Source organism: Streptomyces sp. NRRL B-24572, from assembly GCF_002156145.1.
In the GTDB taxonomy this organism is placed as follows: Bacteria; Actinomycetota; Actinomycetes; order Streptomycetales; family Streptomycetaceae; genus Streptomyces; species Streptomyces vietnamensis.
In genome coordinates this window covers 1-26,647 of sequence record NZ_MWIG01000111.1, presented here as the reverse complement: position 1 = coordinate 26,647, position 26,647 = coordinate 1, and the positions used below count along the sequence as shown (strand labels likewise).

Sequence of the window (26,647 nt, the reverse complement as noted above, 5' to 3'; positions counted from 1 at the left end):
GCGCCCGGGTGGGCTCGTGCCAGGACCAGCGCAGGTTGTGCGCGAGGTCGGCGAGGGGTCGAAGGGTGTCGGGGAGGACGGGACGCACGGTGAATCGACGGATTGCCTTCACGTTGTCCACCTTCGCAGGCGAGTACGGAGCGGAGCGGGCGCACCACGCTGTGTGCCCGGCGTGCCGCTCCGACGGTACAGGCCTCAGGAGGTGGGCACGACGGTCTCGTACGGGGAGCCCTGGTTCACGGTGGCCGGGTCGAAGGAGCCGGTGGCGGCGTACCGGGCGGCGATGGCGGTGAGTTCCTCGGCGGGGATGACCGCGTGGATGTCGGTGAAGCCGTGCGGGGCGCGCGCGTGGGCGAGGTTGATGACGACCTCGGGGCCGAGCTGCCGGTTGGCGTGCTGGAGCGCGGTCATGGCGGGACGGCGCTCCCGTTCGTACGCGGCGAGGCCCTCGGCGGGGTCGGGATGGAGGGCGAGGGCGTGGGCGAGGGCGCGGGCGTCGACGATCGACTGGGTCGCCCCGTTGGAGCCGATGGGGTACATGGCGTGGGCGGCGTCGCCGATGAGGGTGGTGCGGCCGTGGGTCCACCGGTCGAGGGGTTCGCGGTCGACCATCGGGTAGAGGTGGGCGGTGTCGGCTGCGCGCAGGACGGCGGGGACGCTGACGCCGCCGAACTCCCAGCCCTCGTAGTACGGGAGGAAGGTGTCGACGGGGACCGCACGGTTCCAGTCGCCGCGCAGGCGGTCCTCGCCGGCGGCGGCCGGGGTGTCGGCGGGGCGGGCGAGGGCCCAGTTCACGAGGACCTCCCTGGCCGGTCCCGTGGGCCGGCCCATCGGGTAGACGACGGCCTTCTGCCGGTCGTCGCCCGCGATGAACATGAAGGAGCCCACGGCCCGCGCGGGCATCCGGGACACCCCCCGCCACACCAGCATCCCGTTCCACGCGGGCCCGCCCTCCGCCGGGTTGAGCGCCGCGCGGACGGCGGAGCGGATGCCGTCGGCGCCGACGAGGACGTCCGGTTCGAGGGAGGCCCGGCCCTTGACGGGTCCTTCGCGGTGCTCCAGGCGGAGCCGGGGCCGCCCGCCGGGGAGGAGTTCGACGCCGGTCACCCGGACGCCCGTGACCAGGGCGGCGGTGCCGAGCCGGGCGCGGACGGCGCCGGCCAGGACCTGCTGGAGGTGGCCGCGGTGGACGGACAGCTGGGGCCAGCGGTAGCCGGCGCCGAGGCCGCGCGGCTCCCGGGATATCAGGCCGCCCGAGCGGTGGTAGTAGCGCAGTTCGCGGGTGCGCAGGGCGCCCGCCTCCAGGGCGTCGAGGAGGCCGAGGGCGTCGAGTTCGCGGACGGCGTTCGGCATCAGGTTGAGTCCGGCGCCGACGGGGCGGATGGCGGGCGCGGCCTCGACGACGGTCACCCGCTCGAATCCGGCGGCGTGCAGGGCGAGGGCGGCGGTGAGACCGGCGACGCCGCCGCCGGCGATCAGGATGTGGGGGCTGTGGCCGGGGTACGTCGGGATGTGGGGGGACATGAAAGCTCCTTCACGCGGCCGGCGGGCCGACGGGCGCCGCGGTGGGGCGGTGGTGCCCGGCCGCGCGGCGCACCATGGTCTCGTTCTCCCTGGTCAGGTCCAGGATCGAGCGCAGCAGCGCGACGGGGGCCCCGCCGCTGCCCTCCTCGTACAGGCGTATGTCGTCGCTGTACGCCTTGCGGGCGATGCCGAGGTGCCGGGCCCGGAAGGTCTTCAGGATCCGCAGGACGCGGCCGAGTGCCTCCGCCGAGGCGGTGAGCGCGGACGGGAGCCGGTCGGCGCCCTCCCAGCTGACGGCCGCCGACAGTTTGCTGACGGCGGAGATCCCGCCCCGGTGCCGGGCGTGGAAGGTGCGCCAGGACGGCAGGGCGTACGGCAGGGACTCGGCGAGGAAGGCGTCGTACGCGGCGTCGGAGCGGTCGCACTGCCACAGCGTCAGGTCGACCAGCCAGAGCGGGACCTGTGCGGCGGCCGGGCCGAGGTAGTCGCGGCCGGCGATCTCGACCTCCTCGAAGTAGGGGCGGAGGGTGAGCGCGAAGTACTCGGGCGGGACCTGGGCGACGGTGAGGTCGATGGACTCGACCATGGCCCGTACGTGGCCGGCGATGCGGTCGAGGGCGGCCGGGAATCCGGGGTCGTACGGTTCGAGGCGGGCGAGCCGGGCGCAGTCCTCGAGGGCGGCGACGAGTCCCGGGAAGACCATCCGCACCGCGTCCTGGAGGCGGGCCTCGGTGGGGTGGCCGGTGTAGGTGCGGCGGCGGGGGCCCGTCGGGTTCCAGCTCGTGTAGTGGTGGACGGTGTCCCGGGGGATCATGTCGGTGCGGCGGCCGAGGAGTTCGAGGACCGGCAGGGCCTCGGGGACGGCGGCAAGGGGTTGCACGCCGTGCCGTTTGAGGGAGCCGAGCAGGATGCCGAGGTCCCGCATGGCCGCGAGCGCGCCGCCGACGCTCCACCCGGCGACCTCCTCCAGGTCGGGCACCAGGGCGCGCAGGGCCACGGTCAGCGCGGCCGCGTCGGCCCGCGCGTTCATCCCGGGCACCGCGGCGAGCAGGGCGTCGGCGCCCAGCGGGTCGGCGGCACGTATGTCCTCGGTCATGTGACGCGGGTCGCCGAACAAGGCAGCGCTCCTTACTTCCGGAGGGATGTGCGGTCAGTGCGGCTCGGGCACCCGCTCCCGTACGCGCGGGCGTACGGAGAGCAGGGCGGCGAGCGCGGCGAGGGCGGCGCCGGTGAGCAGGGCGGCGCGGAAGCCGGCGGTCTCGGCGGCGGCCCGGGTCGCGTCGACGGCCCCGGTGCGGCCGGTGTCTCCCGCACGGCCGGTGTCTCCCGTACGGGTGGTGGCGACGGCGACCAGGACGGCGAGGCCGAGGACGGAGCCGAACTGCTGGCTGGTGTTGACGAGTCCGGAGGCGAGTCCGGTCTCCTCGGGCGCGGCGTCGGCGGTGGCGGCCACGTTGGTGGTGACCATGACCAGCGGCAGGGCGGCGCCGAGGAGGAGGCTGGGGGCGAGGACGGTGCTCGGATAAGTACCGTCCGGGGTGAGCGCGAGGGCCAGCCACGCGGTCCCGGCGCACAGCAGGACGAAGCCGAGGGTCATGGCCCGGTGCAGGCCGATCCGGAAGATGATCCGGCCGGTCTGCGGAGCGACCGCGACGACGACGAGGGACAGCGGGAGCAGCCCGAGGCCGCCGCCCAGGGGCGCGTACCCGAGGACGCTCTGCAGATACAGGCTGACCAGGAAGAACATCGGGAACAGCGTGGTCTGGGCGAGCGCGGCGAGGACGTTGGCGAGGCGGAGCGCGGGCCGGGCGAGGACGGAGGGCGGCACCAGCGGGGCGGCGGCCCGGGTCTCGACCGCGGCGAAGGCGAGCAGCAGCGCCAGACCGGCTCCCCCGGCGCCGAGGGTGCGGGCGGAGAGCCATCCCGCCTCGGAGCCGCCGACGAGGGCGTAGGCGACGAGGCCGAGGCCGGCGGTGGCGGTGAGCGCCCCGGCGAGGTCGAAGCCGCCGCGGAGGACCGCCCCCGAACGGGGGGCGAGGATCCGGACGGCCAGGGCCGCGAGGACGGCGGCGAGGAGCACGTTCAGCCAGAACGTGGCGCGCCAGCCGAGGAGGTCGGTGAGGACGCCGCCGAGGACCGTGCCGAGGACTCCGCCGAGGCCGCCCATGGCGGCGAAGACGCCGAGGGCCTTGTGCCGGGCGGGGCCGTCGGGGAAGAGCAGGAGCAGCAGGGCGAAGGCGGCGGCCGCGGCGAGGGCGGCGCCGACGCCCTGGACGGCGCGGGCCGCGACGAGGAGGTCGGCGCCGGGGGCGAGACCACCGGCGGCGGAGGCGACGGCGAGCAGGCCGAGGCCGCCGAGGAAGACCCGCCGGTGGCCGAGGAGGTCGGCGACGCGTCCGCCGAGGAGGAGCAGTCCGCCGAAGGCGATGAGGTAGGCGTTGGCGACCCAGGACAGGCCGGTGGAGCCGGAGCCGAGGTCCTCGCCGACGGAGGGCAGTGCGACGTTGACGATCGCGGTGTCCATGATCAGCAGCAGCTGCGTGGAGGCGAGGAGGGCGAGCGCCCCGCGTCCGGGGGGCGTCACCGGGTCGTCCCCAGGCCGTAGCCGTCGAGGCAGGCCTGCGCGAGGCTCTCGCACTCCCCCGCCGCGCCGGCCCGGGTCTGCATGGTCAGGTAGACGTGCGGGGCGCCGTGGTAGAAGCGCTCGTACTGCTCGTGGCGGCCGGCGAACTCCGAACCGAGTGCGTCCCAGGCGAGTTTGAGGAGCTTGACGCGGTCCTCGGCGGGGTGTCCCGGCGTCGCGAAGTAGCGGCGGACCAGCGGCCCGAGTTCGGGGTGGAGCAGGTCGCGGCCGCTCGCGGGGAGCTGGACGAGGGCGCCGCCGGCGAGGAGCTTGACGTCCTGGACGGCGCGCGGGTACAGCTCGCCGGCCATGATCCGCTGGGCGAAGGAGATCTCCTGCCCGGGGCGGACGCCGCCGCGCCCGCCGTCGACCTCCTCGTACGAGGCCTCGGCGGCGAGGACGAAGGCCTTGGCCTGGGCGACCATGCCGAGGAGCCGGCCGATCGCCTGGGTGACGGGCGGCAGGTCCTCGGTGCCGTTCGAGCGGGTGATCAGGATCGCGAGGCCGGTGAGGAACTCCAGCTTGGTCCAGAAGCGGGTGGCGGACTGGTGGACGAAGTTGAGGTAGGCGGGGGTCTGCCACCAGATCGCGCCGGTGGTGGCCGGGTCCCGGTAGGTGAGGACGCGTTCCCAGGGCACGAAGACGTCCTCGCAGACGAGCAGCGCGTCGTTCTCGTCGTACCGGGAGGAGAGCGGCTGGTCGAAGACGGACCGGGAGCGCTCCTCGTAGGAGGTGCGGGAGATCAGCCTGAGGCCGGGGGCGTCGAGCCGTACGGAGAAGGTGACGGCGTGCTCGGTGTCGTCGGCGGCGAGCGGCTCGATGGTGCCGACGAGGAGCTCGTCGGCGAAGACCGCGCCGGTGCCGATGGTCTTGGCGCCGCGGACGACGATCCCGCCGTCGCGTTCGGCGACGACCCGCAGGGCGAGGTCGTCCTCGCCGCGGCCGGACGGCGGGTTGGTGAGGGTGAACGCGGTGTGCAGGTCGCCCTCGGCGAGCCGCCGGTGGAAGGCGAGGGCGTGCCCGGCGCCGTCGAAGGCGTCGCCGGTGAAGACGGCGGGCGCGGCGGCGAACCCGGCCGCCCCGGCGGCCATGTAGTCGGGGGTGCGGCCGAGGAAGCCGTAGCTCGCCCGCGCCGTGGTGCGGAAGGCGCGGCGGCGGGCGACGAGGTCCTCGTACGAGCGGGGCACCGCACCGGCGCGGCGCACCCCGCCCTGGACGAGGACGGGGCGGTGCACGGGGTCGTCGGCGAGGTCGTACAGGCCTGCGAAGGAGGCCGCGGTGGCCCGGAAGGCGGGGTGGGCGGTGACGTCCTTGACCCGCTCCCCGTCGAGCCAGATCTCGCGCCCGTCGCGCAGTCCCTCCAGATACTCCTGCCCGGACCTCGTCACCGGTGTGTCGCCTCTCCTCGGGTGCCACGGCTCTTGCCGGTCCCGAGCCTGTCCGGGGGTGCCCCGGACGGACAATGAACGTCCGTCCAGGGGTCCTTAAGAACCGTCCAGGGGCTCCCGAAGATGTCAGGTCGGGCGGATCAGGCGGCTCTGGCCTCGCCCGCCCGGTACTCGCCGGGGGTCACCCCGAACCACTTCCGGAACGCGAGGTGGAAGCCGACGGCGCTGCGGTAGCCGACGCGTTCGGGCAGGGCCGACTGCGGCAGCGAGGTCTCGGTGAGCAGCCGGCCGGCCTCCTGCATGCGGCGGGCGGCGAGGTACCGGGCCGGGGATTCGCCGACGAGTTCGCGGAAGGCGGCGGTGAAGGCGGAGCGGGACATGCCCACCTCCCGGGCGACGGAGTCGATGGTCCACGGCTCGGCGAACCGGGTCGCCATCATGACGACCGCCCGGCTGATCCCGGGGTGGCGGAGCAGCGGCAGCGAGGCCGGATTGCCGGCGAGCTCGCGGAGCAGCGGGCGGAGCGCGAGGACGAGCGCCATCTCGAAGGCGCGCAGGGTGATGAGCCGGTCGCCGGGGCCGACGGGTCGGTCGGGGGCGGCGAGCAGCCGGAGGGTGTCGCGGAGCAGCGGTTCGCGGTCGACCTGGTGGCCGTCGAGGACGAGGGCCCAGGGCAGGGAGGTGTAGAGGCCGGTGGCGGCACTGGCGTCGTAGTGGAGCCCGGCGCACAGGAGGCGGCTCTCGGGTCCGCTGCCCTCGATGACGATCTCGCCGGAGGTGCCGGGCTGCCGTTCGGGCAGGACGGCCTTGAGCGGGACGCCCTGGCGTTCGGGCCGGTCGGAGAGGCGGTGCGCAGCGCCGGTGGGGAAGACGACGAGGTCGCCGGCGTGGAGTTCGACGGGGGCCTCGTCGGCGGCGGTGATCCAGCAGCCGCCCTCGACGACGTAGTGGAGGACGGCGCAGCTGCGTTCGGCGTCGCCCTCGATGGCCCAGGGGGCGCGGACGTGCCAGCGGCTGTCGAAGACGCCGGTGAGCCGGAGGGGTTTGAGGAGCTCGCTCAGCAGGTCCTCGTGCTCGCCGTCGCCGGGCGGATCGAGGGGGTCGCGCTGGTCGTGACGGTCGGTTCCCACGGTTTCCATGGACGATCCTTCAACTTCCGCCCCGGTTTGTTAATTGAACGGCCGAAGCCGTCGCGGGGAGCCTGGAGGGACGCCGACACGACAGCGACGACAGCCTATCGAAGGGCCTTGGACACACATGGACAGTGAGATTCCGATGCGGGTGGCGGTCGTGGGCGCGACCGGTTTCCAGGGCGGTGCGGTGGCCCGCCTCCTCGCCGAGCGGCACCACCGGGTGCGGGCCCTGACCCGGCGGCCGGAGGCGGACCGGCCGCCGCTGCCGGGGGCCTTCTTCCTCGCCGGGGACCTGGGGGTTCCGGGGGACGTCCGGCGACTGTTCTCGGGGACCACGCACGCGTTCGTCACGATGCCGCTCGTGTACGACGAGGCGCGGGTGGAGGCGTACGCGCGGAACATCGCGGAGGCCGCGCTCGCGGCGGGCACGGAACGGCTCGTGTTCAACGCCAACACCCGGCTCCCGCTGGGGCCCACGGACGTCGCCGCCTTCGAGACGCGGCGGCTCGCGGAGCGGGTCCTGCGGGACAGCGGGGTGCCGCTCGTGGTGGTCAGGCCGCCGGTGTACCTGGACAACCTGTTCTCGCCGTGGAACGGGCCCGCCCTGGTCGACGAGGGCGTCCTCGCCTACCCCCTGCCGGAGTCGGCGCGGACGGCGTGGCTGTCGCACCGGGGCCTCGCGGAGGCGGCGCTCGCGGCGCTCACCCGGGAGGGCCTGGAGGGCCGGACCTTCGACATCGGCGGCGAGCGCGCCCTGACGGGCCGTGAGCTCGCCGAGGCCTTCGGGCGGGGCCTCGGCCGGGCGGTGCGGTACGAGGAGCTGGATCCGGCCGTGTTCGAGCAGGGCCTGGCGCAGCTGCTCGGCCCGGAGACGGCGGCCGGGGTCGCGGGGATCTACCACTACATGGCGAGCGGCGCCGACCCGCTCCTGATGACGGACGACGACGGCGTGTCGTCGGAGGTCCTCGGCCTGGAACCGGCCCCGGTGGAGGAGTGGGTGGCCCGCCAGCCCTGGCAGGTGTGGTCGTCGGACGCGGAGGCCCCGGACGCCTCGCCGCGCGCCTGAACCGGAACGCCGGTCGAGCCCCGCCCCACAAAGGCGGGGCTCTTTTCTTGTCCGGGTCGTGCGCTTGCCGACGCGACTACGCCCGAGTAGTTAACAAAGCGCCGGATTGCCCGCCCGAGGAGCGTGGAAGGCTCCTCCGGTACAACCCCCGAACCCGTCTCCTCCGAGCCTCCGTTTCCCCTTGTTCATCCCTGTGGACCCGCCATTCGAGTGAACGCGGACAGGAGCCGTCATGCCCGCAACCCGCCGGCCGTCGACGGAGCTAGAAAGAGCGCACCACCACCCGCACCCCCGTAACCCGTCAGGTGATGCTGTGAATCCGCTCATGGGACGCATTCCCGTACTGGACGTCCGCCCACTGGTCGACTGCGGCCGGCGCCCCGCGAAGGCGGTGGCCGGAGAGACCTTCGAGGTGACGGCGACCGTCTTCCGCGAGGGCCACGACGCGGTCGCCGCCAATGTCGTGCTGCGCGGCCCGTCGGGCCGGCCGGGCCCCTGGACCCCGATGCGCGAACTGGCCCCGGGCACCGACCGGTGGGGTGCCGAGGTCACCCCGGACGCCGAGGGCCTCTGGACGTACACCGTGGAGGCCTGGAGCGACCCGGTGGCCACCTGGCGCCACACGGCGAGGATCAAGATCCCGGCCGGGATCGACTCCGAACTGGTCCTCGCCGAGGGCGCCGAGCTGCACGAGCGGGCCGCGAAGGGCGTCCCGAAGAAGGGCGGCGGCCGGGAGGCCGTGCTCGCGGCGGCGGACGTGCTGCGCGACGTGTCGCGTCCGGCGGCCGTGCGGCTCGCCGCCGCGCTCGCCCCGCGGGTGGTCGACGCCCTTGACCGCCACCCGCTGCGCGAACTCCTCTCCGCCTCCCCCGCGTTGCCGCTCCAGGTGGAGCGCGAGCGGGCCCTGTTCGGCTCCTGGTACGAGTTCTTCCCGCGCTCGGAGGGGGTGCGGAAGGTGAAGGGGCGTACGGTCCCGGGGAACTTCCGCACCGCCGCCGAACGGCTCCCGGCGATCGCCGCGATGGGCTTCGACGTCGTCTACCTGCCGCCGGTGCACCCGATCGGCGAGACCCACCGCAAGGGCCCCAACAACTCCCTGTCGGCATCCCCGAGCGACGTCGGCGTGCCGTGGGCGATCGGCTCTCCGGAGGGCGGGCACGACGCGCTCCACCCAGACCTGGGGACCTTCGAGGACTTCGACGCGTTCGTGGCGAAGGCCCGGGAGCTGCGCCTGGAGATCGCGCTCGACTTCGCGCTCCAGTGCTCCCCCGACCACCCGTGGGTGGAGAAGCACCCGGAGTGGTTCCACCACCGGCCGGACGGCTCGATCGCGTACGCGGAGAACCCGCCGAAGAAGTACCAGGACATCTACCCGATCGCGTTCGACAAGGACATGGACGGGATCGTCGCGGAGACCGTGCGGATCCTGCGGCACTGGATGGACCACGGGGTGCGGATCTTCCGCGTGGACAACCCGCACACCAAGCCGGTGGTGTTCTGGGAGCGGGTGATCGGCGAGATCAACGGGGCGGACCCGGACGTGATCTTCCTGGCGGAGGCGTTCACCCGGCCGGCGATGATGCGGACGCTCGGCGCGATCGGTTTCCAGCAGTCGTACACGTACTTCACCTGGCGCAACACCAAGGAGGAGCTGACGGAGTACCTCACCGAGCTGTCCGGGGAGACGGCCGCGCAGATGCGGCCGAACTTCTTCGTGAACACCCCCGACATCCTGCACGCCTACCTCCAGGAGGGCGGCCGGCCCGCGTTCGAGGCGCGGGCGGTGCTCGCGGCGACGCTGTCGCCGTCCTGGGGCATGTACGCCGGGTACGAGCTGTGCGAGAACACCCCGCTGCGGGAGGGCAGCGAGGAGTACCTCGACTCGGAGAAGTACGAACTGAGGCCCCGTGACTGGGAGTCGGCGGAGCGCGCCGGGACGACGATCACCCCGCTGATCACGTCCCTGAACCGGATCAGGCGCCGTCACCCGGCCCTCCGCCGACTGCGGAACCTGACCTTCCACGACACCGACAACCCGCAGGTGATCGCGTACTCGAAGCGTTCGGGTTCGAACATCGTTCTGGTGGTCGTCAACCTCGACCCGCACCACACCCAGGAGGCTTCACTCTCGTTGAACATGCCGGAACTCGGCCTCGACTGGCACGAGACCGTGCCGGTGCGCGACGAGCTCACCGGCGACACCTATCACTGGGGCAGGGCCGCTTACGTGCGCCTGGAACCGGGCGTCACGCCCGCGCACGTACTCGCCCTGCGACCGTCCCCGCAGACCGGAGGGTCACCCACCTCATGACGACTGTCAACGAGCCCGTCCCCGACACCTTCGAGGACACCCCCGCCAAGGACCGCGATCCCGACTGGTTCAAGCGAGCGGTGTTCTACGAGGTCCTCGTCCGCTCCTTCCAGGACAGCAACGGCGACGGCGTCGGCGACCTGAAGGGCATCACGTCCAAGCTGGACTACCTCCAGTGGCTGGGCGTCGACTGCCTCTGGCTGCCGCCGTTCTTCAAGTCCCCGCTGCGGGACGGCGGCTACGACGTCGCCGACTACACCTCGGTGCTCCCCGAGTTCGGCGACCTCGCCGACTTCGTGGAGTTCGTCGACGCGGCCCACCAGCGCGGCATGCGCGTGGTCATCGACTTCGTCATGAACCACACCAGCGACCAGCACCCGTGGTTCCAGGAGTCGCGGCGCGACCCGGACGGCCCCTACGGCGACTACTACGTCTGGGCGGACGACGACAAGCAGTACGCGGACGCCCGGATCATCTTCGTCGACACCGAGTCCTCGAACTGGACCTTCGACCCGGTCCGCAAGCAGTACTACTGGCACCGCTTCTTCTCGCACCAGCCGGACCTCAACTACGAGAACCCGGCCGTGCAGGAGGAGATCCTCTCCGCGCTGAAGTTCTGGCTGGACCTGGGCATCGACGGCTTCCGGCTCGACGCGGTGCCGTACCTGTACCAGCAGGAGGGCACCAACTGCGAGAACCTCCCCGCCACCCACGCCTTCCTCAAGCGGGTCCGCAAGGAGATCGACGACCACTACCCGGACACGGTGCTGCTCGCCGAGGCCAACCAGTGGCCGGAGGACGTCGTCGACTACTTCGGCGACTTCCGCTCGGGCGGCGACGAGTGCCACATGGCCTTCCACTTCCCGGTCATGCCGCGCATCTTCATGGCCGTGCGCCGCGAGTCCCGCCACCCGGTCTCCGAGATCCTGGCGAAGACCCCGGAGATCCCCTCCGGCTGCCAGTGGGGCATCTTCCTGCGCAACCACGACGAGCTCACCCTCGAGATGGTCACGGACGAAGAGCGCGACTACATGTACGCCGAATACGCCAAGGACCCGCGCATGCGGGCCAACATCGGCATCCGGCGGCGGCTCGCCCCGCTCCTCGACAACGACCGCAAGCAGATGGAGCTGTTCACCGCGCTGCTCTTCTCGCTGCCCGGCTCGCCGGTGCTGTACTACGGCGACGAGATCGGCATGGGCGACAACATCTGGCTCGGTGACCGGGACGGGGTGCGGACCCCGATGCAGTGGACCCCCGACCGGAACGCGGGCTTCTCCTCCTGCGACCCGGGACGGCTCTACCTGCCGGCCATCATGGACCCGGTCCACGGCTACCAGGTGACGAACGTCGAGGCGGGCATGGCCTCTCCGTCCTCGCTCCTGCACTGGACGAAGCGGATGATCGAGATCCGGAAGCAGAACCGCGCCTTCGGGACGGGGACGTACACGGAACTCCCGGCGTCCAACCCGGCGGTGCTCGCCTTCCTCCGGGAAGACGGCGACGACCTGGTCCTCTGCGTGAACAACTTCTCGCGGCACGCCCAGCCCACCGAGCTCGACCTGCGGCGCTTCGACGGCACCCGGCCCGTGGAGCTGATCGGCGGCGTGAAGTTCCCGGCCATCGGTCAGCTGCCCTACCTCCTGACCCTTGCGGGACACGGCTTCTACTGGTTCCGTCTCAAGAAGGCCTGAGCGACACCCAGTTCGGTTTTCGTCCCGGGTGGGGCGGTTTCCCCCGCCCCACCCTGGGCACTGTGAACCACACACGATCCACGCCACGATTCAGGTCCATCCGGGCCTTCTTCCGGGCCCGTACGGATCTTCCCTTTCCGACACGTCCCGCACATCCGGACAGTCACAGCCGCCATCCGGGACACTCTGCGCATTTGAACGCATACGAAAGCCACTTGCGCGCCCCGGGGAAAGGACGCGATGCCATGCCGGAGACCGCATCCACCACCCGGGCCCCGGACGCCCTCCTTCCGTCCCTCGCCCCCCTGCTCCACGAATGGCTGCCACGGCAGCGCTGGTTCGCGGGCAAGGGCCGCCGGGTCACCGGATTCACGCTGGACGCGGCCACCGAGCTGCTGCCCCTGGACGGCGCGGGACCCGGTCTCGTCCATCTGCTCGTACGGGTCGAACAGCCGGGCCGCCCGGCCGGAACGCCCGCCGACTGCTACCAACTGCTCCTGGGCGTACGGACCCAGCTCCCGCCCCGCCTCGCCCCCGCCCTGATCGGGCGGATCCGGCAGGGCCCGCTCGCCGGACGCGCGGTGTACGAGGGCCTGCGCGATCCGCGCCTGGCGGGGCTCCTGTACGAACGGCTGCGCACCCCGGGCCGGACGGGCCCGCTGCGCTTCCACGCCACGACGGCCCTCCCGCCGGCCCTGGCCCCCCGCATGCTGGACGCGGAACAGTCCAACTCGTCCCTCGTCTACGGGGATTCGTTCATCCTGAAGATCTTCCGGAGGGTCAGCCCGGGAGCCAACCCGGACCTGGAGCTGCCGCTCGCCCTGAGCCGGGCCGGCTGCGCCCGGGTCCCGGCCCCGGTCGCCTGGTACGAGTCGGGGGCCTCCACCCTCGGCGTCCTCCAGCCCTACCTGCGGGACTCCCGGGACGGCTGGCGGCTCGCCCTCGACGCGCTGGCGGACGGGCGGGAGTTCACGACGGAGGCGCGGGCCCTCGGCCGGGCGACGGCGGAGGTGCACCTGGCGCTGGCACAGGCCCTCCCCACCCGGCGCCTGGCCCGCTCCGAGACCGAGCAGCTCGCGGCCGCGATGGACCGCCGGCTGCACGCGGCGGCGCAGGCCGTCCCCGCGCTCCTGCCGCACGTGCCGGCCCTGCGGGCCGTCTTCGCCGCGGCGAGCGGCGGGGCCGCGGTGCAGCGCATCCACGGGGACCTGCACCTCGGGCAGACCCTGCGCGGCTCCGACGGCGGCTGGGCCGTCATCGACTTCGAGGGCGAACCGGCGAAGCCGCTGGACGAACGGCGCAGCCCGCAGCCGACCGTCCGCGACGTCGCCGGGATGCTCCGCTCCTTCGACTACGCGGCCCGCACGCACCGACCGTGGAACGCGGAGTGGGCGTCGCGGTGCCGGGCGGCGTACTGCACGGGGTACGCGGAGGTGGCGGGCGCGGACCCGCGTGAGGACCCCGCGCTCCTCCGCGCCTACGAGACGGACAAGGCGGTCTACGAGGTCGTGTACGAGGCCCGGCACCGGCCGGACTGGCTCCCGGTCCCGATGTCGGCGATCGAACGCCTGGCGACCCGATGAACCGCGACGTGTCGGGCCCGCGACGGCCGGGCCCGACACGTTCGGCCCAGTCGGGCCGTGCCCCGCACCACCTCCGGCCTGCGCGTCCCGCACACGCCCCGTTCGGCCGAGTGTCCCGCCCCACCGACGCACCGTTCCGTTCCCGTACCCCCTTCCCCTGCCCCCAGGAGGCACCCCCGTGACCGCCCGTCCCGCAGGCAAGACGTCCAGCACCGTACGGAAGGCCCCGGTGCTCGACCCGGGCGACCGGGCCCGGCTGCTCGCCGGGGAGCATCACGATCCGCACGGGGTGCTCGGCGCGCATCCGGTCAAGGGCGGGGTCGTCATCAGGGCGCTGCGCCCCTGGGCGAAGGAGGTCGCCGTCCTCACCAAGGGCAAGCGGCTCCCGATGGACGACGACGGCGACGGGCTCTTCTCGGTACTGCTCCCGCGGCTGCGGAAGGTTCCGGAGTACGAGCTGCGGGTCCGGTACGACGGGGACGAGATGCCCGTCCACGACCCGTACCGCTTCCTGCCGGCGCTCGGCGACCTCGACCTGCACCTGATCGGCGAGGGCCGGCACGAGGAGCTGTGGACGGCGCTCGGCTCCCGCGTGATGACCCACGAGGGCGTCACCGGCACCCGCTTCGCCGTGTGGGCGCCGAACGCGCGCGGCGTCCGCGTCACGGGCGACTTCACGCACTGGGACGGCACGGCGCTGCCGATGCGTTCGCTCGGTTCGACGGGCGTGTGGGAGCTGTTCGTGCCGGGGATCGGCGAGGGCGCCGTCTACAAGTACGACATCGCGCGCCCCGACGGCTCGCACACGGTCCGCGCGGACCCGATGGCCCGCCGTACGGAGTGCCCTCCGAACACCGCCTCGATCGTCACCGAGTCGCACTACGCCTGGGACGACGCGGAGTGGATGGAGCGGCGCGGGGCGCGCCCGCCGCACGAGGCGCCGATCTCCGTCTACGAGGTGCACCTGCCGTCGTGGCGGCCGGGGCTCACCTACCGCCAGCTGGCCGAGCAGCTGCCCGCCTACGTCCGTGAGCTCGGCTTCACGCACGTGGAGTTCATGCCGGTCACCGAGCATCCCTTCGGCGGCTCCTGGGGCTACCAGGTCACCGGGTTCTACGCGCCGACGGCCCGCATGGGCACCCCCGACGACTTCAGGTTCCTCGTCGACGCGCTGCACCGGGCCGGGATCGGCGTGCTGATGGACTGGGTTCCGGCGCACTTCCCGAAGGACGACTGGGCGCTCGCCGAGTTCGACGGGCGTCCGCTGTACGAGCACGAGGACCCTCGCCGTTCGCACCATCCCGACTGGGGGACCCTGGAGTTCGACTACGGCCGCAAGGAGGTGCGGAACTTCCTGGTCGCGAACGCCGTGTACTGGTGCCAGGAGTTCCACATCGACGGGCTGCGGGTGGACGCGGTGGCGTCGATGCTCTACCTGGACTACTCGCGGGAGCACGGCGAGTGGGTGCCGAACGAGTTCGGGGGCCGGGAGAACCTGGACGCGGTCCGCTTCCTGCAGGAGATGAACGCCACCGTCTACCGCCGCTGCCCCGGCGTCGTCACCTTCGCCGAGGAGTCGACCGCCTGGGACGGGGTGACGCGGGCGACGGACCAGGTGGGTCCGGGCGGCTTCGGCGGTCTGGGCTTCGGCATGAAGTGGAACATGGGCTGGATGCACGACTCCCTGGAGTACGTGCAGAAGGATCCGGTGCACCGCAAGTACCACCACCACGAGATGACGTTCTCGATGGTGTACGCGTACAGCGAGAACTACATCCTGCCGATCTCGCACGACGAGGTGGTCCACGGCAAGCGGTCGCTCGTGTCGAAGATGCCGGGCGACTGGTGGCAGCAGCGGGCCAACCACCGCGCCTACCTCGGCTTCATGTGGGCGCACCCGGGCAAGCAGCTGCTCTACATGGGGCAGGAGTTCGCGCAGGGCGGGGAGTGGTCGGCGGACCACGGCCCGGACTGGTGGCTGCTCGATCCGGCGTACGGGGCGGAGGCGGACCACCGGGGGGTGCGGGACCTCGTGCGCGACCTGAACACGGTGTACGCGGCGACGCCCTCGCTCTGGGAGCGGGACACCGTCCCGGACGGTTTCCAGTGGGTGGTGGGGGACGCGGCCGAGGACAACGTCTTCGCGTTCCTGCGGTTCGACGGCTTCGGTTCGCCGCTGCTCGCGGTGTGCAACTTCTCGCCGGTGGTGCGGCACGACTACCGGCTCGGGGTCCCGGACACGTTCGCGGCCTGGGCGGAGGTCCTCAACACGGACGCGGCGCGGTACGGCGGCTCGGACGTGGTCGGCACCGACCCGGTGAAGACCGGGTCGGTGCCGTGGCACGGCCGCGAGGCGAGCGTGCGGATGACCCTGCCGCCGCTCGCGACGGTCTGGCTCAGGCCCGCGTGACGGCGACGGTCCGGCTCAGGCCCGCGTGACGGCCGGCCTGATGACGCCCATCCGCTGAGTGGCCCGGGTGAGCGCCACGTACAGGTCGTTGATCCCGTGCGCGGCGCCCTCCCGGATGCCGTCGGGGTCGACGACGAGGACCGTGTCGAATTCGAGGCCCTTCGCCTGCCGGGGGTCGAGGAGGACGACCGGCCGGGTGAGGTCGGGCTTCGGGCCGTACGAGGCCTCGGGGAGGGCGGCGATCAGGCCGGGGTGCAGCTCCGCCGGGGCGATCACGGCGGTCCGGCCCTCCTCGCGGAGTTCGGCGGCGACCGCGTCGGCGGCCTCCTTCACCGGGTCGTCGACGGTCCGGTCCCAGGGCTCGACGCCGGTGGAGCGCACCGAGCGGGGCGGTTCGAAGCCGGGTTCGGCGGCCCGGCGGGTCTCGGCGGCGACGGCCATGATCTCGGCGGGCGTGCGGTAGTTGACGCCGAGGCGGACGTGGTCCCAGCGGTCCTCGACGTACGGGCCGAGGATGGACTGCCAGGCGCCGACCCCGGCCGGGTCGCCGGTCTGGGCGGGGTCGCCGACCAGGGTCATGGAGCGGCTGGGGCTGCGGCGCATGAGGAGCCGCCAGGCCATGGCGGACAGCTCCTGGGCCTCGTCGACGATGATGTGGCCGAAGGCCCAGGTGCGGTCGGCGGCGGCCCGCTCGGCGGCGGTGCGGTGGTCGGCCTCCTCGTGGCGTTCGGCGAAGCGTTCGGCGTCGATGATGTCGTGGGCGGAGAGGACCTCGGAGGCGTCCTTGTCGAGCTCCTCCTTGTCCTCGAACTCGTAGGTGCGGGAGGCGAAGGAGACGTCGAGGACGCCCTGCGCGTACTGGATCTGCTTCTGGCGCTCGGCCTCCTCGGCGGCGCGGAGGGCGGAGTCGTCCTCGCCGAGGAGTTCGGCGGCCTCGTCGAGCAGGGGGACGTCGGCGGGGGTCCAGGGGCCGCCGGTGCGCCGGATCGCCTCGGCGTCGCCCTCGTCTTCGAGGTGGGTGGGCTCGGCGAGGTAGTCGGCGAGGAAGCCCTGCGGGGTGAGGGGCGGCCAGAGGGTGTCGATCGCCGTGTGGACGTCGGGGTTGGCGGCGATGCCCTTGGCGAGCAGGGCGATGTCGTCGGGGCCGAGGAAGTTGGGGCCGCCGTAGGGGTCGGCGCCGATGCGGTCGGCGAGCTGTTCGGCGAGCGCGTCGAGGATCCGGAAGACGAAGTAGGGGCGGGCCAGGTTGTGCGGGAGGAAGGTCTCGCGGGCCTTGTGGCGGGCTTCGAGGGCCATGTCCCAGTCGATGACCAGGTCGCCGTCCTCGTGCGGGACGATCAGCGGTTCACCGCGCTCCGGGACCTGCTGGCGGTCCCGTACTGCCGCGGCGAGGGCGTCGGCCATGCCGGCGGCGCCCTTGACGGCGGCGGCGCGCGGGGTGTCGGTGCCGGTGGCGCGGACGCCGGGGAACAGCTCGGCGGGGGTGGCGAGGAGGACGCCGGTCTCGCCGAGGGAGGGCAGGACGTTGCCGATGTAGCCGAGGAAGGCCGGGTTGGGGCCGACGATGAGGACGGCCCGCTTGGCGAGCTGCTCGCGGTGCGCGTAGAGGAGGTACGCGGCCCGGTGCAGGGCGACGGCGGTCTTGCCGGTGCCGGGGCCGCCCTCGACGACGAGGACCCCGCGGTGCGGGGAGCGGATGATGGCGTCCTGCTCGGCCTGGATGGTCTGCACGATGTCGTGCATGCGGCCGGTGCGGGCGGCGTCGAGCGCGGCGAGCAGCACTTCGTCGGCGTTCCGGCTCTCGTGGCCGGTGCGGGTGGCGTCGGCGAGGTCGAGGACCTCGTCGTGGAGGGAGACGACCTCGCGCCCCTTGGTGGTGATGTGGCGGCGGCGGGTGAGGCCCATCGGCTCGTACCCGGTGGCGAGGTAGAAGGGGCGGGCGATCTCGGCGCGCCAGTCGACGACGAGCGGGGTGCGGTTCGGGTCGTCCTCGCGGATGCCGAGCCGGCCGATGTGGTGGTCGCGGCCGTCCTTGAAGACGAGCCGGCCGAAGCAGAGCCCGCTCTCCCCGGCGTTGAGCGCGGAGAGCAGCCCGGACTGCTCGGCGACCATCACGTCCCGTTCGAGGCGTCCCTGGCTGCTGCCGACCCCGGGGGTGCGGAGGGCCTGCTCGACGGCGGCTTCGGCCTGGTCCCTCAGGTCGTCGAGTCGTGCGTAGAGATCGGTGATGAATTGCTGCTCATTCCGAAATTCCTCGGTTGACAATTCGACTCCCGGCGCGATACAGTGCGTTTATTGAACTTCTCCGCGTCTTCGGCATGTCCGGACACGGAATCCATAAATATACGCGACGCAATGCCCCGACTGTCAATTCTAGTCGGGGCATTTCTGTATGCCCTGGTGTCGGTGCGGCTGTCAGCCGAGCACGTCCTCCAGGTCCGCCAGGAGGCGGCGCTTCGGGCGGGCGCCGACGATCGACTTCACCGGCTCGCCTCCCCGGAAGACCATGAGGGTCGGGGTCGCGAGGACCCCGTACTTCAGGGTGGTCTCGGGGTTGCGGTCCACGTCGATCTCCACGATCCGCAGCCGCGCCGCCTCCTCGGAGGCGAGCGCGCCGAGCACCGGCTTCAGCTGCCGGCACGGCCCGCACCACTCCGCCGTGAACTTCACCAGGACCGGCCGCTCGGCGCCCAGCACCTCCGTGCCGAAGTCCGCGTCCGTGACCTCGGCCACGCCCTCCGCGTACGTCTTCATCCCGTCACCCCTCCGTGTCCGTGTCCGTGTCCGTGTCCGTCGTCGCTCCGAGTTCGCACCGGGGCTCCGGGCCCTGCGGCAGTTCCGCCTCGGCCCGGAGCAGCTGGGCGCCCACCTGGGCGCGTACCGCCTGGAGCTGTTCGATGAGCCCGTCCAGTTCGGCGACCTTCCGCCGGTAGACGGCGATCGACGCGGGACAGGAGTCCCCCGCCGGGTGCCCCGCGCGCAGGCAGTCGACGAACGGCCGGGTCTCCTCCAGCTCGAACCCGAAGTCCTGCAGGGTCCTGATCTGCCGGAGCAGCCGCAGGTCGTCCTCGTCGTACGTGCGGTGCCCCCGGTCCGTACGCCGGGCGGTGAGGAGACCGCGGGACTCGTAGTACCGCAGGGCCCGCGTGGTCGTCCCGGCCCGCTCGGCCAGCTCTCCGATGCGCATGTCCCCGACGGTAGGCCTTGACGCCGACGTCAGGGCAAGGGGTCAGACGGCCGGCGGGAGGAGGGGCTTCCGGACCACCGGGGAGGACAGCACGATCGAGGTCGTGGTCCGGCCGAGGGCCGAGGTCTGCTCCAGGATGTCCTCCAGGTGGACGGTGTCGGTGACGGCGACCTTGAGGATCCAGCAGTCCTCGCCGACCACGTGGTGCACCTCCAGGACCTCGGGGCGGGAGGTCAGCTCCAGGGTGCGGGGGTGCTTGAGGTTGTAGCCGCCGTGCGGGTTCACCCGGATGAAGGCCTGGATGCCGTAGCCGAGCAGGGCCGGCGAGACGTGGGCGCCGTAGCCGGTGACCGCCCCGCTCGCCTCCAGGCGGCGGACGCGCTCGGTGACGGCCGCGGGGCTGAGCCGGACGCGGCGGCCGAGCTCGCTGAGCTTGATGCGGCCGTCGGTCTGGAGGAGGTCCAGGATCTGCCGGTCGATGGGGTCGAAAGCGGCTGCCGAGGTTTCGTCGGCGGCGGCGCGCGAATGCCGTGGTTCCTTCGGCGGGACGGCCTGCACTCCCATGTTTCCCCCTTCAATCGGCGAGCGCACAACGTAACACTTGGGTTCGGAAACAAGGGAGTTGGGATTCATGGACGTTCTGGTCATCGGCGGGAACCGCTATTTCGGAAAGCGGCTCATCGCACTCCTCCGGGAATCCGGGCACCGGATCACGGTGCTCAACCGGGGTTCTTCCGCGGCCCCGGAAGGAATCGAGCAGTTGGTCGCCGACCGCGACGACGAGGCCGCTCTGGAATCCGTTCTCGCGGGCCGTTCCTTCGACGTCGTCGTGGACCAGGTCTGCTACACCCCGCGCCAGGCGGAGATCGCCCGGCGGGTGTTCGGGACGCGCACCGGCCGCTATGTGATGACCTCGACCGTCGAGGTGTACGAGTACGAGGACTCGCCCGTACCGGTCGCCGAGACGGCCCTCGACCTGGCCACGGTGACCGTCGACACGGGCCTGCCCTGGGAGGACCCGGAGTTCCTGGAGGCGCACTACGGGGAGGGGAAGCGGCAGGCCGAGGCGGTCTTCGCGGCGGACGCGCCCTTCGCGTGGACCTCGGTGCGGGTGGCGCACGTCCTGGGCGGTGCGGACGACTTCACGGGCCGCCTGGACCATTACGCGCGGCGCATCCGGGCGGGCGAGCCGATCGCGGTGCCGGTGGTGAACCGTCCGGCGACGTACGTGTACGTGGAGGAGGTCGCGGCGTTCCTCGCGTGGGCGGTCGAGGCGGACTTCACCGGCCCGGTGAACGCGCACTCCCACGGCCCGCTCACCACGGCCGACATCTGCGCGGAGATCGAGAAGCTGGTGGGCGGCCGGACGGTGTTCCGGGAGGTGGAGGTCGGCGAGGTCTCGCCGTTCTCCTTCGCCCGCTCGTACGGCATGGACAACTCCCGGGCGGTTTCGCTGGGTTACGCGTTCGGCGATTCCGGCGCATGGCTGCCGAAGGCGGTCGCGGAGACGATCGGGGAGGTGCGCTGATGCGGTACCGGATGCTGGGTGACGTACGGGTCGGGGCCGTCGGATTCGGCACGATGCCGCTGTCCATCGAGGGCCGGCCGGACGAGGCGCGGGCCGTCGCCACCGTGCACGCGGCGCTCGACGCGGGCGTGACGCTGCTCGACACCGCCGACTCCTACCACCCGCCGGGCGGCACACCGGGAGAGGGCGAACTCCTCGTGGCCCGGGCCCTGGCCTCGTACGGCGGCGGCACGGACGGCGTGCTCGTGGCGACGAAGGGCGGCCGGGGGCGGACGGCGGACGGCGGCTGGACCGTGGACGGCCGGCCCGAGCACCTGCGGCGGGCGGCGGAGGGCTCCGCGCGGCGGCTCGGCGGCGACGCGATCGGCCTGTACCAGCTGCACAAGCCGGACCCTGCGGTCCCGTACGCCGAATCGCTGGGCGCGGTGAGGGGGTTGCTGGACGCGGGGACGGTGCGGTCGGCGGGCGTCTCGAACGTGGACGCCGACCAGATCCGGCTGGCCCGCGAGATCCTCGGCGACCGTCTGGTCTCCGTGCAGAACCGGTACTCGCCGGCGGTACGGGACGGCGAGGCGGAGCTGCGGCTCTGCGCGGAGCTCGGGCTCGCCTTCCTGCCGTGGAGCCCGCTGGGCGGCATCTCGCGGAGTTCCCTGGACGGGGCGTCGGCCCTGGAGGAGGACCCGGAGTTCGGCGCCTTCCACCGGGTGGCGCGGGCGCACGGGGTCAGCCCGCAGCAGGTGGCCCTCGCCTGGCTCCTGACCCGCTCGCCGACGGTCCTCCCGATCCCGGGGGCGAGCCGACCGGAGACGGTACGGGACTCGGCGGGGGCGGTGTCGCTGACGCTCTCGCCGGAGGAGCTGGCGGCCCTGAACGGCCCCTGACGCAAGAAGGGCGACCCCCCTCGATGGGGGGCCGCCCTCCTCCCGGACCCCGGATCCGGCTCAAGACCCGGGACCCGGGGTCTCACCGGGCGCCGGACGTCAGACGCCCGCGCGGGCCTTCTCGTCGCCCTGCGTGCGCTGGTCCGGCACCTCGGCCGGCCCGTGGTCGTCCACGAGCGTCGTCTCGTCGAAGGGGACGCGGCCCGCGAGGACCTCCGCCGCCCGCTCCTTGTCGATCTCCTTCGTCCACGTGCCGACGAGCACCGTCGCCACCGCGTTGCCCGCGAAGTTCGTCAGGGCGCGCGCCTCGCTCATGAAGCGGTCGATGCCGACGATCAGGCCGACGCCGTCGACCAGCTCCGGCCGGTGCGACTGGAGGCCGCCCGCGAGCGTCGCGAGTCCGGCGCCCGTCACGCCCGCCGCCCCCTTCGAGGCGATGATCATGAAGACGAGGAGGGAGATCTGCTCGCCGATCGACAGCGGGTTCCCCATCGCCTCGGCGGTGAAGAGCGAGGCCATCGTCAGGTAGATCGCGGTGCCGTCGAGGTTGAAGGAGTAGCCGGTCGGCACGGTGATGCCGACGACCGGCTTGCTGACGCCCAGGTGTTCCATCTTCGCGATGAGCCGCGGCAGCGCGGACTCGGAGGAGGACGTCGAAAGGATCAGCAGGAACTCGCGGCCCAGGTACTTCAGGAGCGACCAGATGTTGATCCCGGCGATCAGGCGGAGCAGCGTGCCGAGGACGAGGAAGACGAAGAGCCCGCACGTCAGGTAGAAGCCGATCATGATGACGGCCAGCGACTTGAGCGCCGCGGCGCCCGTCGCGCCGACGACCGCGGCGATCGCGCCGAACGCGCCGACCGGCGCCGCCCACATGATCATGCCGAGGATGCGGAAGACGAGCTTCTGGATGTGTCCGATCCCGCGCAGAACCGGTTCACCGGCCGTACCCATCGCCTGGAGCGCGAAGCCCGCGAGCAGCGCGACGAGGAGGGTCTGCAGGACCTCGCCCTCGGTGAAGGCCGAGACGAGGGTGGTCGGGATGATCCCGAGCAGGAAGTCCGGGGTCGACTCGCTCGCGCCCTCGGCCTGCTTCGCGCCGGCCTCGGCGAGCTCCTTGGTGAGGTGGAGTCCGGAGCCGGGCTCCAGGAGGTTGCCGACGAGCAGACCGATCGCGAGTGCGACGGTCGACATCACGAGGAAGTAGCCGAGGGCGAGACCGCCGACGGCGCCGACCTTCGCGGCCTTGCGGACCGAACCGACGCCGAGCACGATCGTGCAGAAGATGATCGGCGAGATCATCATCTTGATCAGGTTGACGAAGCCGGTGCCGATCGGCTTGAGCTCGACGGCGACGCCCGGCGCCAGGAACCCGACCGCGATGCCGAGCAGTACGGCGCCGATGACGGCCAGATACAGATAGTGGGTGCGGTCCCGGCGTGCGGCCACGGGGTCCTCCTCGTGCTGATGGGTGTCCACGTCCCGGTGGACCTCCGCGACTATCCATCAGCCTGTGACCCGGGTCACGGTTGCGTACGTTTCGTTCACGACCGAAACGACGGCCCCGACGACGGACCCCGGTGGGAAGGGCACGATTCGGGAACGCGGTACCGCCCGCGACCGTTCCCACGTGCACACTTACCCGCATGCGTCTCCGCCTCCCCCGCCCCCGCAGTCTGGCCGGCCAGCTCTTCGCGATGCAGGTCGTGCTCGTGGCCGTCGTCGTGGCGGGCTGCTCGGTCTTCGCGTACCTCACGGACCGGGCGCAGGCCGAGGAGACCGCGCGGCGCCAGGCGACGGCGACCGCCGCCGCCGTCGCCGACTCCCCGTCCGTGGTCGCCGCCGCCCGCTCCGCCGACCCGACGGCCGCCCTCCAGCCGTACGCGGAGTCGCTGCGCCGGCACGCGGGTGTCGCCTTCGTGGTGATCATGGCCCCGGACGGCACCCGCTGGACGCATCCGGATCCGGCGCAGATCGGCCGCACGTACCTCGGACACATCGAGGAGGCGCGCCGGGGCCGGCTCTACTCCGAGACGCACCTGGGCGTCCTCGGCCCCTCCGTGCGGACCGTGGCGCCCGTCCTCGACCACGGCCGGGTCGTCGCCCTGGTCAGCGCGGGCATCACGATCGACAAGATCAGCGAGCAGGTACGGGAGCAGGTGACCGCCCTGCTCTGCACGGCGGGCGCGGCGCTCGTGCTCGGCGGGGCGGGGACGTACGTCGTGAACGCGCGCCTGCGCCGCCACACGCACGGCATGAACGCGACCGAGCTGAGCCGGATGCACGACTACCACGAGGCCGCCCTGCACGCGGTCCGCGAAGGGCTCGTGATGCTGGACGGCCGGCGGCGGATCGCCCTCATCAACGACGGTGCGCGGGAGCTGCTCGGCCTGGACGAGGGGGTCGTCGGCCGCCCGGCCGCCGAGCTCGGCCTGCCGGCGTCCCTGACGGGGGCGCTGCTCTCCTCGGAGCCGCGCGTCGACGAGACGCATCTGACGGCCGACCGGGTCCTCGTGGTCAGCACCCGCCCGGTGGTGGGCGGGGAGCGGCGCGGCACCGTCGTCACCCTCCGGGACCGCACCGAACTGCAGGCGCTCTCCGGCGAGCTGGACTCCGAGCGGGGCTTCACGGAGGCGCTCCGCTCGCAGGCCCACGAGGCGGCGAACCGGCTGCACACGGTCGTGTCGCTGATCGAACTGGGCCGGGTGGCGGAGGCGGTGGAGTTCGCGACGGCGGAGCTCGAGCTCGCCCAGGCGCTGACCGACCGGGTCGTCGACGCCGTCGGCGAACCGGTCCTCGCGGCGCTGCTGCTCGGCAAGGCGGCGCAGGCCAACGAGCGGGGCGTGGAGCTGGTCCTCACCGAGGACAGCCGCATCGACGACGGCCGGGTGCCGGCGGCGCTGCCCTCCCGGGACCTGGTGACGATCCTCGGCAACCTCATCGACAACGCGGTGGAGGCGGCCGGCGGGGCCCCGCACGCGCGCGTGACCGTCACGGTCGCGGCCCGCGCGGGCGACGGCGAGCTGCTGCTCCGGGTCGGCGACAGCGGCCCCGGCGTCCGCCCCGCCGACCGGGAGGCGGTCCTCGGGCGCGGCTGGTCCACCCGGGGCCCCGGCCGCGGCCTCGGCCTCGCCCTGGTGGGCCAGGCGGTCTCCCGCGCTTCGGGCACGCTGGAACTGGCGGACGCGGAGGAGGGCGGCGCGCAGTTCACCGTACGACTGCCGCTGCCACGGGAGGGCCGGGCCGGCAAGGAAGAAGAGGTGATCGCGTGAGTACGAGTCCGCTCCGGGTCCTCGTCGTCGAGGACGATCCCGTCGCGGCCGATGCCCACGCGCTCTACGCGGGGCGCGTCGAGGGCTTCCGGGTCGTCGGGGTCGCGCACTCGCGGGCCGCCGCCGTGCGGATCCTCGACCGGACGCCGGTCGACCTGATCCTGCTCGACCTCTACCTGCCCGACGGGCACGGCCTCCAGCTCCTCCGCGCCCTGCGGGCCGCCGGGCACTCCGCCGACGTCATCGCCGTGACCTCCGCCCGCGATCTGGCGGTCGTCCGCGAGGGCGTGTCCCTCGGCGTCGTCCAGTACGTCCTGAAGCCCTTCGCCTTCGCCACGCTCCGGGACCGGCTCGTCCGGTACGCCGAGTTCCGGGCGGCCGCCGGGGAGGCCTCCGGGCAGGACGAGGTGGACCGGGCGCTCGCCACGCTCCGGGCCCCGCACCCCGCCACGCTCCCCAAGGGGCTGAGCGGCCCGACGCTCGAAGCGGTCACCCGCACCCTCCGCGCCACCCCGGCGGGGCTCACGGCCGCCGAGGCCGGGGCGGCCGTCGGGATCTCCCGGATCACCGCGCGCCGCTATCTGGAGCACCTGGTCACCGCGGGCCGGGCCGTGCGCGCCCCGCAGTACGGGCAGATCGGGCGGCCCGAGCTCCAGTACCGCTGGCTCGACGGTCCGGCGGGCCGACACTGAGCGACCCTGCGGTTACCGCCCGGTTCCCATGTTCCTACGACGCTGCACGTTGGGGGAACGCACCGTAGCCAGCCGTCACTTCTCGTATCTACCGTGGCCGGGTGCACCAACCCTCCCCACCCTTCGACGCCCTGGCCGCGCGCCGTCTCCGCGAGGGCCTCGGCATGGCCCCCGGCCACGTCGCCTACGGCCTGCGGGCGCAGTACGGCCTCCTCGTCGCCCCCGAGACCGTGGTCGCCTGGGAGCGCGGCCGGGCGATCCCGAACGAGCAGGAGCTCACGGCCCTCGCGGGCGTCCTGTGGTGCTCCCCCGTGGACCTGATCGCCGCCCCCGCCACCCTGCGCGAGCACCGGGTCGCGCGCGGGCTCGCCGTCGAGGACCTCGCCCGGCGGGTGGGCATGTCGGCCTCCGCGTACCAGCGGATGGAGGACGAGGGCAGCTGGCGCGGCACCGAACGCCAGACGGCCGCCCTCGCCGAGGCGCTCGGCCTCACCCCGCGCACCCTGATCACCGCGACCGGCGGCGACGAGCCCCTCGCCGAACTGCTGCGCAGCGCGGCCACCACCCGCTGGCAGGCGTACGTGAAGCCGATCGTGAAGATGGTGCCGCTGCCCAAGCGGATCGTGGAGTCCGCGCTCCAGCAGCTCCACACGGACTACCACGCGCAGATGACCGCGATCAGCAGCTGGGGCGCCTCGGGGTGGTCGACCGGCGACGAGGGGCGCGCCTACCTGGACGAGATCACCGACCACTTCTGGGCGGAGGTGGGCCCCTGACGGGGGTCCGTGACGATGGATCCCGACGGGGTCCGTGACGGGGGATCAGGCCCGTACATTGGCGCCGTGAGACGACACATGGACTTCGAACGGCTCCACAACTTCCGTGACCTGGGCGGCTATCGGACCGCCGACGGCGGCACCGTGCGGTGGGAGACCCTCTACCGCTCCGACTCCCTCGGCAAGCTCGCGGACACCGACCTGGAGCGCTTCCGGGCGCTGGGCGTGGGCACGGTGATCGACCTGCGCTACCCCTGGGAGATCGCCGAGAAGGGCCGGCTGCCGGAGACCGAGGAGGTCTCCTGGCACAACCTCTCCATCGAGCACCGCTTCTACCACCAGGAGTCCATCGACCCCGCCCTCGACCCGTGGCGCTACCTCGCCGACCGGTACGCCGAGGTCGCCGAGGACGGGGCGGAGGAGCTCCGTACGGCCCTGGAGCTGATCGCCGCCGCCGAGGAACCGCTCGTCTTCCACTGCCACTCCGGGAAGGACCGTACGGGTCTGCTCGCGGCCGTCGTCCTCGGCCTCCTGGACGTCCCGGACGAGGAGATCCTCGCGGACTTCGCCCTCACCGAG

At 72.8% G+C, this 26,647-nt stretch carries 22 protein-coding genes; 11 read left to right on the top strand and 11 right to left on the bottom strand.

What is annotated here, in order from left to right; all coding sequences use genetic code 11:
• From CCN56_RS45755 to CCN56_RS07000, 6 genes are all read right to left on the bottom strand, one after another.
• A partial coding sequence (locus CCN56_RS45755; protein ID WP_373412833.1) for a DUF3417 domain-containing protein occupies positions 1-112 on the bottom strand: 112 nt, incomplete at its 3' end.
• An 83-nt stretch (positions 113-195) separates the two neighbouring features.
• Positions 196-1,524 carry an FAD-dependent monooxygenase gene (locus tag CCN56_RS07020; protein ID WP_086824630.1) on the bottom strand — a complete coding sequence of 443 codons (1,329 nt, stop codon included), beginning with the start codon at positions 1,522-1,524 and terminating at the stop codon, positions 196-198.
• 10 nt (positions 1,525-1,534) lie between these two features.
• Positions 1,535-2,620, bottom strand: coding sequence for a monodechloroaminopyrrolnitrin synthase PrnB family protein (locus tag CCN56_RS07015; RefSeq protein WP_256961830.1), 1,086 nt, complete (start codon positions 2,618-2,620; stop codon positions 1,535-1,537).
• Positions 2,621-2,674: 54 nt separating this feature from the next.
• Positions 2,675-4,108 (bottom strand): MFS transporter, encoded by a 1,434-nt coding sequence (locus CCN56_RS07010; protein ID WP_256961829.1) that lies wholly within the window; start codon positions 4,106-4,108, stop codon positions 2,675-2,677.
• Positions 4,105-5,535 (bottom strand): 4-hydroxyphenylacetate 3-hydroxylase family protein, encoded by a 1,431-nt coding sequence (locus tag CCN56_RS07005; protein WP_086824626.1) that lies wholly within the window; start codon positions 5,533-5,535, stop codon positions 4,105-4,107. Before CCN56_RS07005 ends, CCN56_RS07010 begins: the two co-directional genes overlap by 4 nt.
• Before the next feature lie 140 nt (positions 5,536-5,675).
• Positions 5,676-6,674 carry an AraC family transcriptional regulator gene (locus tag CCN56_RS07000; RefSeq protein ID WP_086824624.1) on the bottom strand — a complete coding sequence of 333 codons (999 nt, stop codon included), beginning with the start codon at positions 6,672-6,674 and terminating at the stop codon, positions 5,676-5,678.
• A 118-nt stretch (positions 6,675-6,792) separates the two neighbouring features.
• On the opposite strand from CCN56_RS07000, the gene CCN56_RS06995 reads away from it, so the two are divergent.
• The 5 genes from CCN56_RS06995 to glgB all read left to right on the top strand — a co-directional run bounded on the left by CCN56_RS06995 (position 6,793) and on the right by glgB (position 15,732).
• The gene (locus CCN56_RS06995; protein ID WP_179199721.1) at positions 6,793-7,734 is read left to right on the top strand and encodes an SDR family oxidoreductase; all 942 of its coding nucleotides are present in this window, start codon (positions 6,793-6,795) and stop codon (positions 7,732-7,734) included.
• A 325-nt stretch (positions 7,735-8,059) separates the two neighbouring features.
• Positions 8,060-10,045 (top strand): alpha-1,4-glucan--maltose-1-phosphate maltosyltransferase, encoded by a 1,986-nt coding sequence (locus tag CCN56_RS06990; RefSeq protein WP_256961828.1) that lies wholly within the window; start codon positions 8,060-8,062, stop codon positions 10,043-10,045.
• Positions 10,042-11,739, top strand: a complete 1,698-nt coding sequence (gene treS, locus CCN56_RS06985) for a maltose alpha-D-glucosyltransferase (protein WP_086824618.1) — start codon at positions 10,042-10,044, stop codon at positions 11,737-11,739. The genes CCN56_RS06990 and treS overlap by 4 nt, the downstream gene beginning before the upstream one ends.
• 245 nt (positions 11,740-11,984) lie before the next feature.
• Positions 11,985-13,322 carry a maltokinase gene (locus tag CCN56_RS06980; protein ID WP_086824616.1) on the top strand — a complete coding sequence of 446 codons (1,338 nt, stop codon included), beginning with the start codon at positions 11,985-11,987 and terminating at the stop codon, positions 13,320-13,322.
• Positions 13,323-13,500: 178 nt separating this feature from the next.
• Positions 13,501-15,732 (top strand): 1,4-alpha-glucan branching enzyme, encoded by a 2,232-nt coding sequence (gene glgB, locus CCN56_RS06975; protein WP_086824614.1) that lies wholly within the window; start codon positions 13,501-13,503, stop codon positions 15,730-15,732.
• Between the two features lie 15 nt (positions 15,733-15,747).
• Here glgB and CCN56_RS06970 read toward each other — a convergent pair whose 3' ends face one another.
• The 4 genes from CCN56_RS06970 to CCN56_RS06955 form a co-directional block, all read right to left on the bottom strand.
• A complete protein-coding gene (locus CCN56_RS06970) occupies positions 15,748-17,997 on the bottom strand; it encodes a UvrD-helicase domain-containing protein (protein WP_086824612.1) in 2,250 nt (749 codons plus the stop codon).
• A 150-nt stretch (positions 17,998-18,147) separates the two neighbouring features.
• Positions 18,148-18,486: a co-chaperone YbbN gene (locus CCN56_RS06965; RefSeq protein WP_086824610.1), complete on the bottom strand. Its 339-nt coding sequence runs from the start codon at positions 18,484-18,486 to the stop codon at positions 18,148-18,150.
• A gap of 4 nt (positions 18,487-18,490) precedes the next feature.
• A complete protein-coding gene (locus tag CCN56_RS06960) occupies positions 18,491-18,919 on the bottom strand; it encodes a MerR family transcriptional regulator (RefSeq protein ID WP_086824608.1) in 429 nt (142 codons plus the stop codon).
• Positions 18,920-18,961: 42 nt separating this feature from the next.
• Positions 18,962-19,483 (bottom strand): Lrp/AsnC family transcriptional regulator, encoded by a 522-nt coding sequence (locus CCN56_RS06955; RefSeq protein WP_179199720.1) that lies wholly within the window; start codon positions 19,481-19,483, stop codon positions 18,962-18,964.
• Between the two features lie 67 nt (positions 19,484-19,550).
• Here CCN56_RS06955 and CCN56_RS06950 point away from each other — a divergent pair, with 67 nt between their 5' ends.
• Both CCN56_RS06950 and CCN56_RS06945 read left to right on the top strand, forming a co-directional pair.
• Positions 19,551-20,447: an NAD-dependent epimerase/dehydratase family protein gene (locus CCN56_RS06950; protein ID WP_086824606.1), complete on the top strand. Its 897-nt coding sequence runs from the start codon at positions 19,551-19,553 to the stop codon at positions 20,445-20,447.
• The gene (locus tag CCN56_RS06945) at positions 20,447-21,328 is read left to right on the top strand and encodes an aldo/keto reductase (RefSeq protein ID WP_086824604.1); all 882 of its coding nucleotides are present in this window, start codon (positions 20,447-20,449) and stop codon (positions 21,326-21,328) included. Before CCN56_RS06950 ends, CCN56_RS06945 begins: the two co-directional genes overlap by 1 nt.
• A 99-nt stretch (positions 21,329-21,427) precedes the next feature.
• Here the strand turns inward: CCN56_RS06945 and CCN56_RS06940 are convergent, their stop codons facing one another.
• Positions 21,428-22,807, bottom strand: a complete 1,380-nt coding sequence (locus tag CCN56_RS06940; protein WP_256961827.1) for a cation:dicarboxylate symporter family transporter — start codon at positions 22,805-22,807, stop codon at positions 21,428-21,430.
• A 167-nt stretch (positions 22,808-22,974) separates the two neighbouring features.
• Between CCN56_RS06940 and CCN56_RS06935 the strand changes: the two genes are divergently transcribed.
• The 4 genes from CCN56_RS06935 to CCN56_RS06920 form a co-directional block, all read left to right on the top strand.
• Positions 22,975-24,600, top strand: a complete 1,626-nt coding sequence (locus CCN56_RS06935) for a sensor histidine kinase (protein ID WP_086824602.1) — start codon at positions 22,975-22,977, stop codon at positions 24,598-24,600.
• The gene (locus CCN56_RS06930; protein WP_086824600.1) at positions 24,597-25,292 is read left to right on the top strand and encodes a response regulator; all 696 of its coding nucleotides are present in this window, start codon (positions 24,597-24,599) and stop codon (positions 25,290-25,292) included. The genes CCN56_RS06935 and CCN56_RS06930 overlap by 4 nt, the downstream gene beginning before the upstream one ends.
• Positions 25,293-25,393: 101 nt before the next feature.
• The gene (locus tag CCN56_RS06925) at positions 25,394-26,068 is read left to right on the top strand and encodes a helix-turn-helix transcriptional regulator (protein WP_086824597.1); all 675 of its coding nucleotides are present in this window, start codon (positions 25,394-25,396) and stop codon (positions 26,066-26,068) included.
• A gap of 66 nt (positions 26,069-26,134) precedes the next feature.
• Positions 26,135-26,647, top strand: a 513-nt coding sequence (locus CCN56_RS06920; protein WP_179199719.1) for a tyrosine-protein phosphatase, incomplete at its 3' end; no start/stop codon positions are given.

Excerpts from the sequence above, each read along its gene's own strand:
- CCN56_RS07020 (WP_086824630.1), bottom strand. The coding sequence starts at position 1,524 with ATGTCCCCCCACATCCCGACGTACCCCGGCCACAGCCCCCACATCCTG.
- CCN56_RS07015 (WP_256961830.1), bottom strand. The coding sequence starts at position 2,620 with ATGACCGAGGACATACGTGCCGCCGACCCGCTGGGCGCCGACGCCCTG.
- CCN56_RS07000 (WP_086824624.1), bottom strand. The coding sequence starts at position 6,674 with ATGGAAACCGTGGGAACCGACCGTCACGACCAGCGCGACCCCCTCGAT.
- CCN56_RS06995 (WP_179199721.1), top strand. The coding sequence starts at position 6,793 with ATGGACAGTGAGATTCCGATGCGGGTGGCGGTCGTGGGCGCGACCGGT.
- CCN56_RS06990 (WP_256961828.1), top strand. The coding sequence starts at position 8,060 with ATGGGACGCATTCCCGTACTGGACGTCCGCCCACTGGTCGACTGCGGC.
- treS (WP_086824618.1), top strand. The coding sequence starts at position 10,042 with ATGACGACTGTCAACGAGCCCGTCCCCGACACCTTCGAGGACACCCCC.
- CCN56_RS06980 (WP_086824616.1), top strand. The coding sequence starts at position 11,985 with ATGCCGGAGACCGCATCCACCACCCGGGCCCCGGACGCCCTCCTTCCG.
- CCN56_RS06965 (WP_086824610.1), bottom strand. The coding sequence starts at position 18,486 with ATGAAGACGTACGCGGAGGGCGTGGCCGAGGTCACGGACGCGGACTTC.
- CCN56_RS06960 (WP_086824608.1), bottom strand. The coding sequence starts at position 18,919 with ATGCGCATCGGAGAGCTGGCCGAGCGGGCCGGGACGACCACGCGGGCC.
- CCN56_RS06955 (WP_179199720.1), bottom strand. The coding sequence starts at position 19,483 with ATGGGAGTGCAGGCCGTCCCGCCGAAGGAACCACGGCATTCGCGCGCC.
- CCN56_RS06950 (WP_086824606.1), top strand. The coding sequence starts at position 19,551 with ATGGACGTTCTGGTCATCGGCGGGAACCGCTATTTCGGAAAGCGGCTC.
- CCN56_RS06945 (WP_086824604.1), top strand. The coding sequence starts at position 20,447 with ATGCGGTACCGGATGCTGGGTGACGTACGGGTCGGGGCCGTCGGATTC.
- CCN56_RS06935 (WP_086824602.1), top strand. The coding sequence starts at position 22,975 with ATGCGTCTCCGCCTCCCCCGCCCCCGCAGTCTGGCCGGCCAGCTCTTC.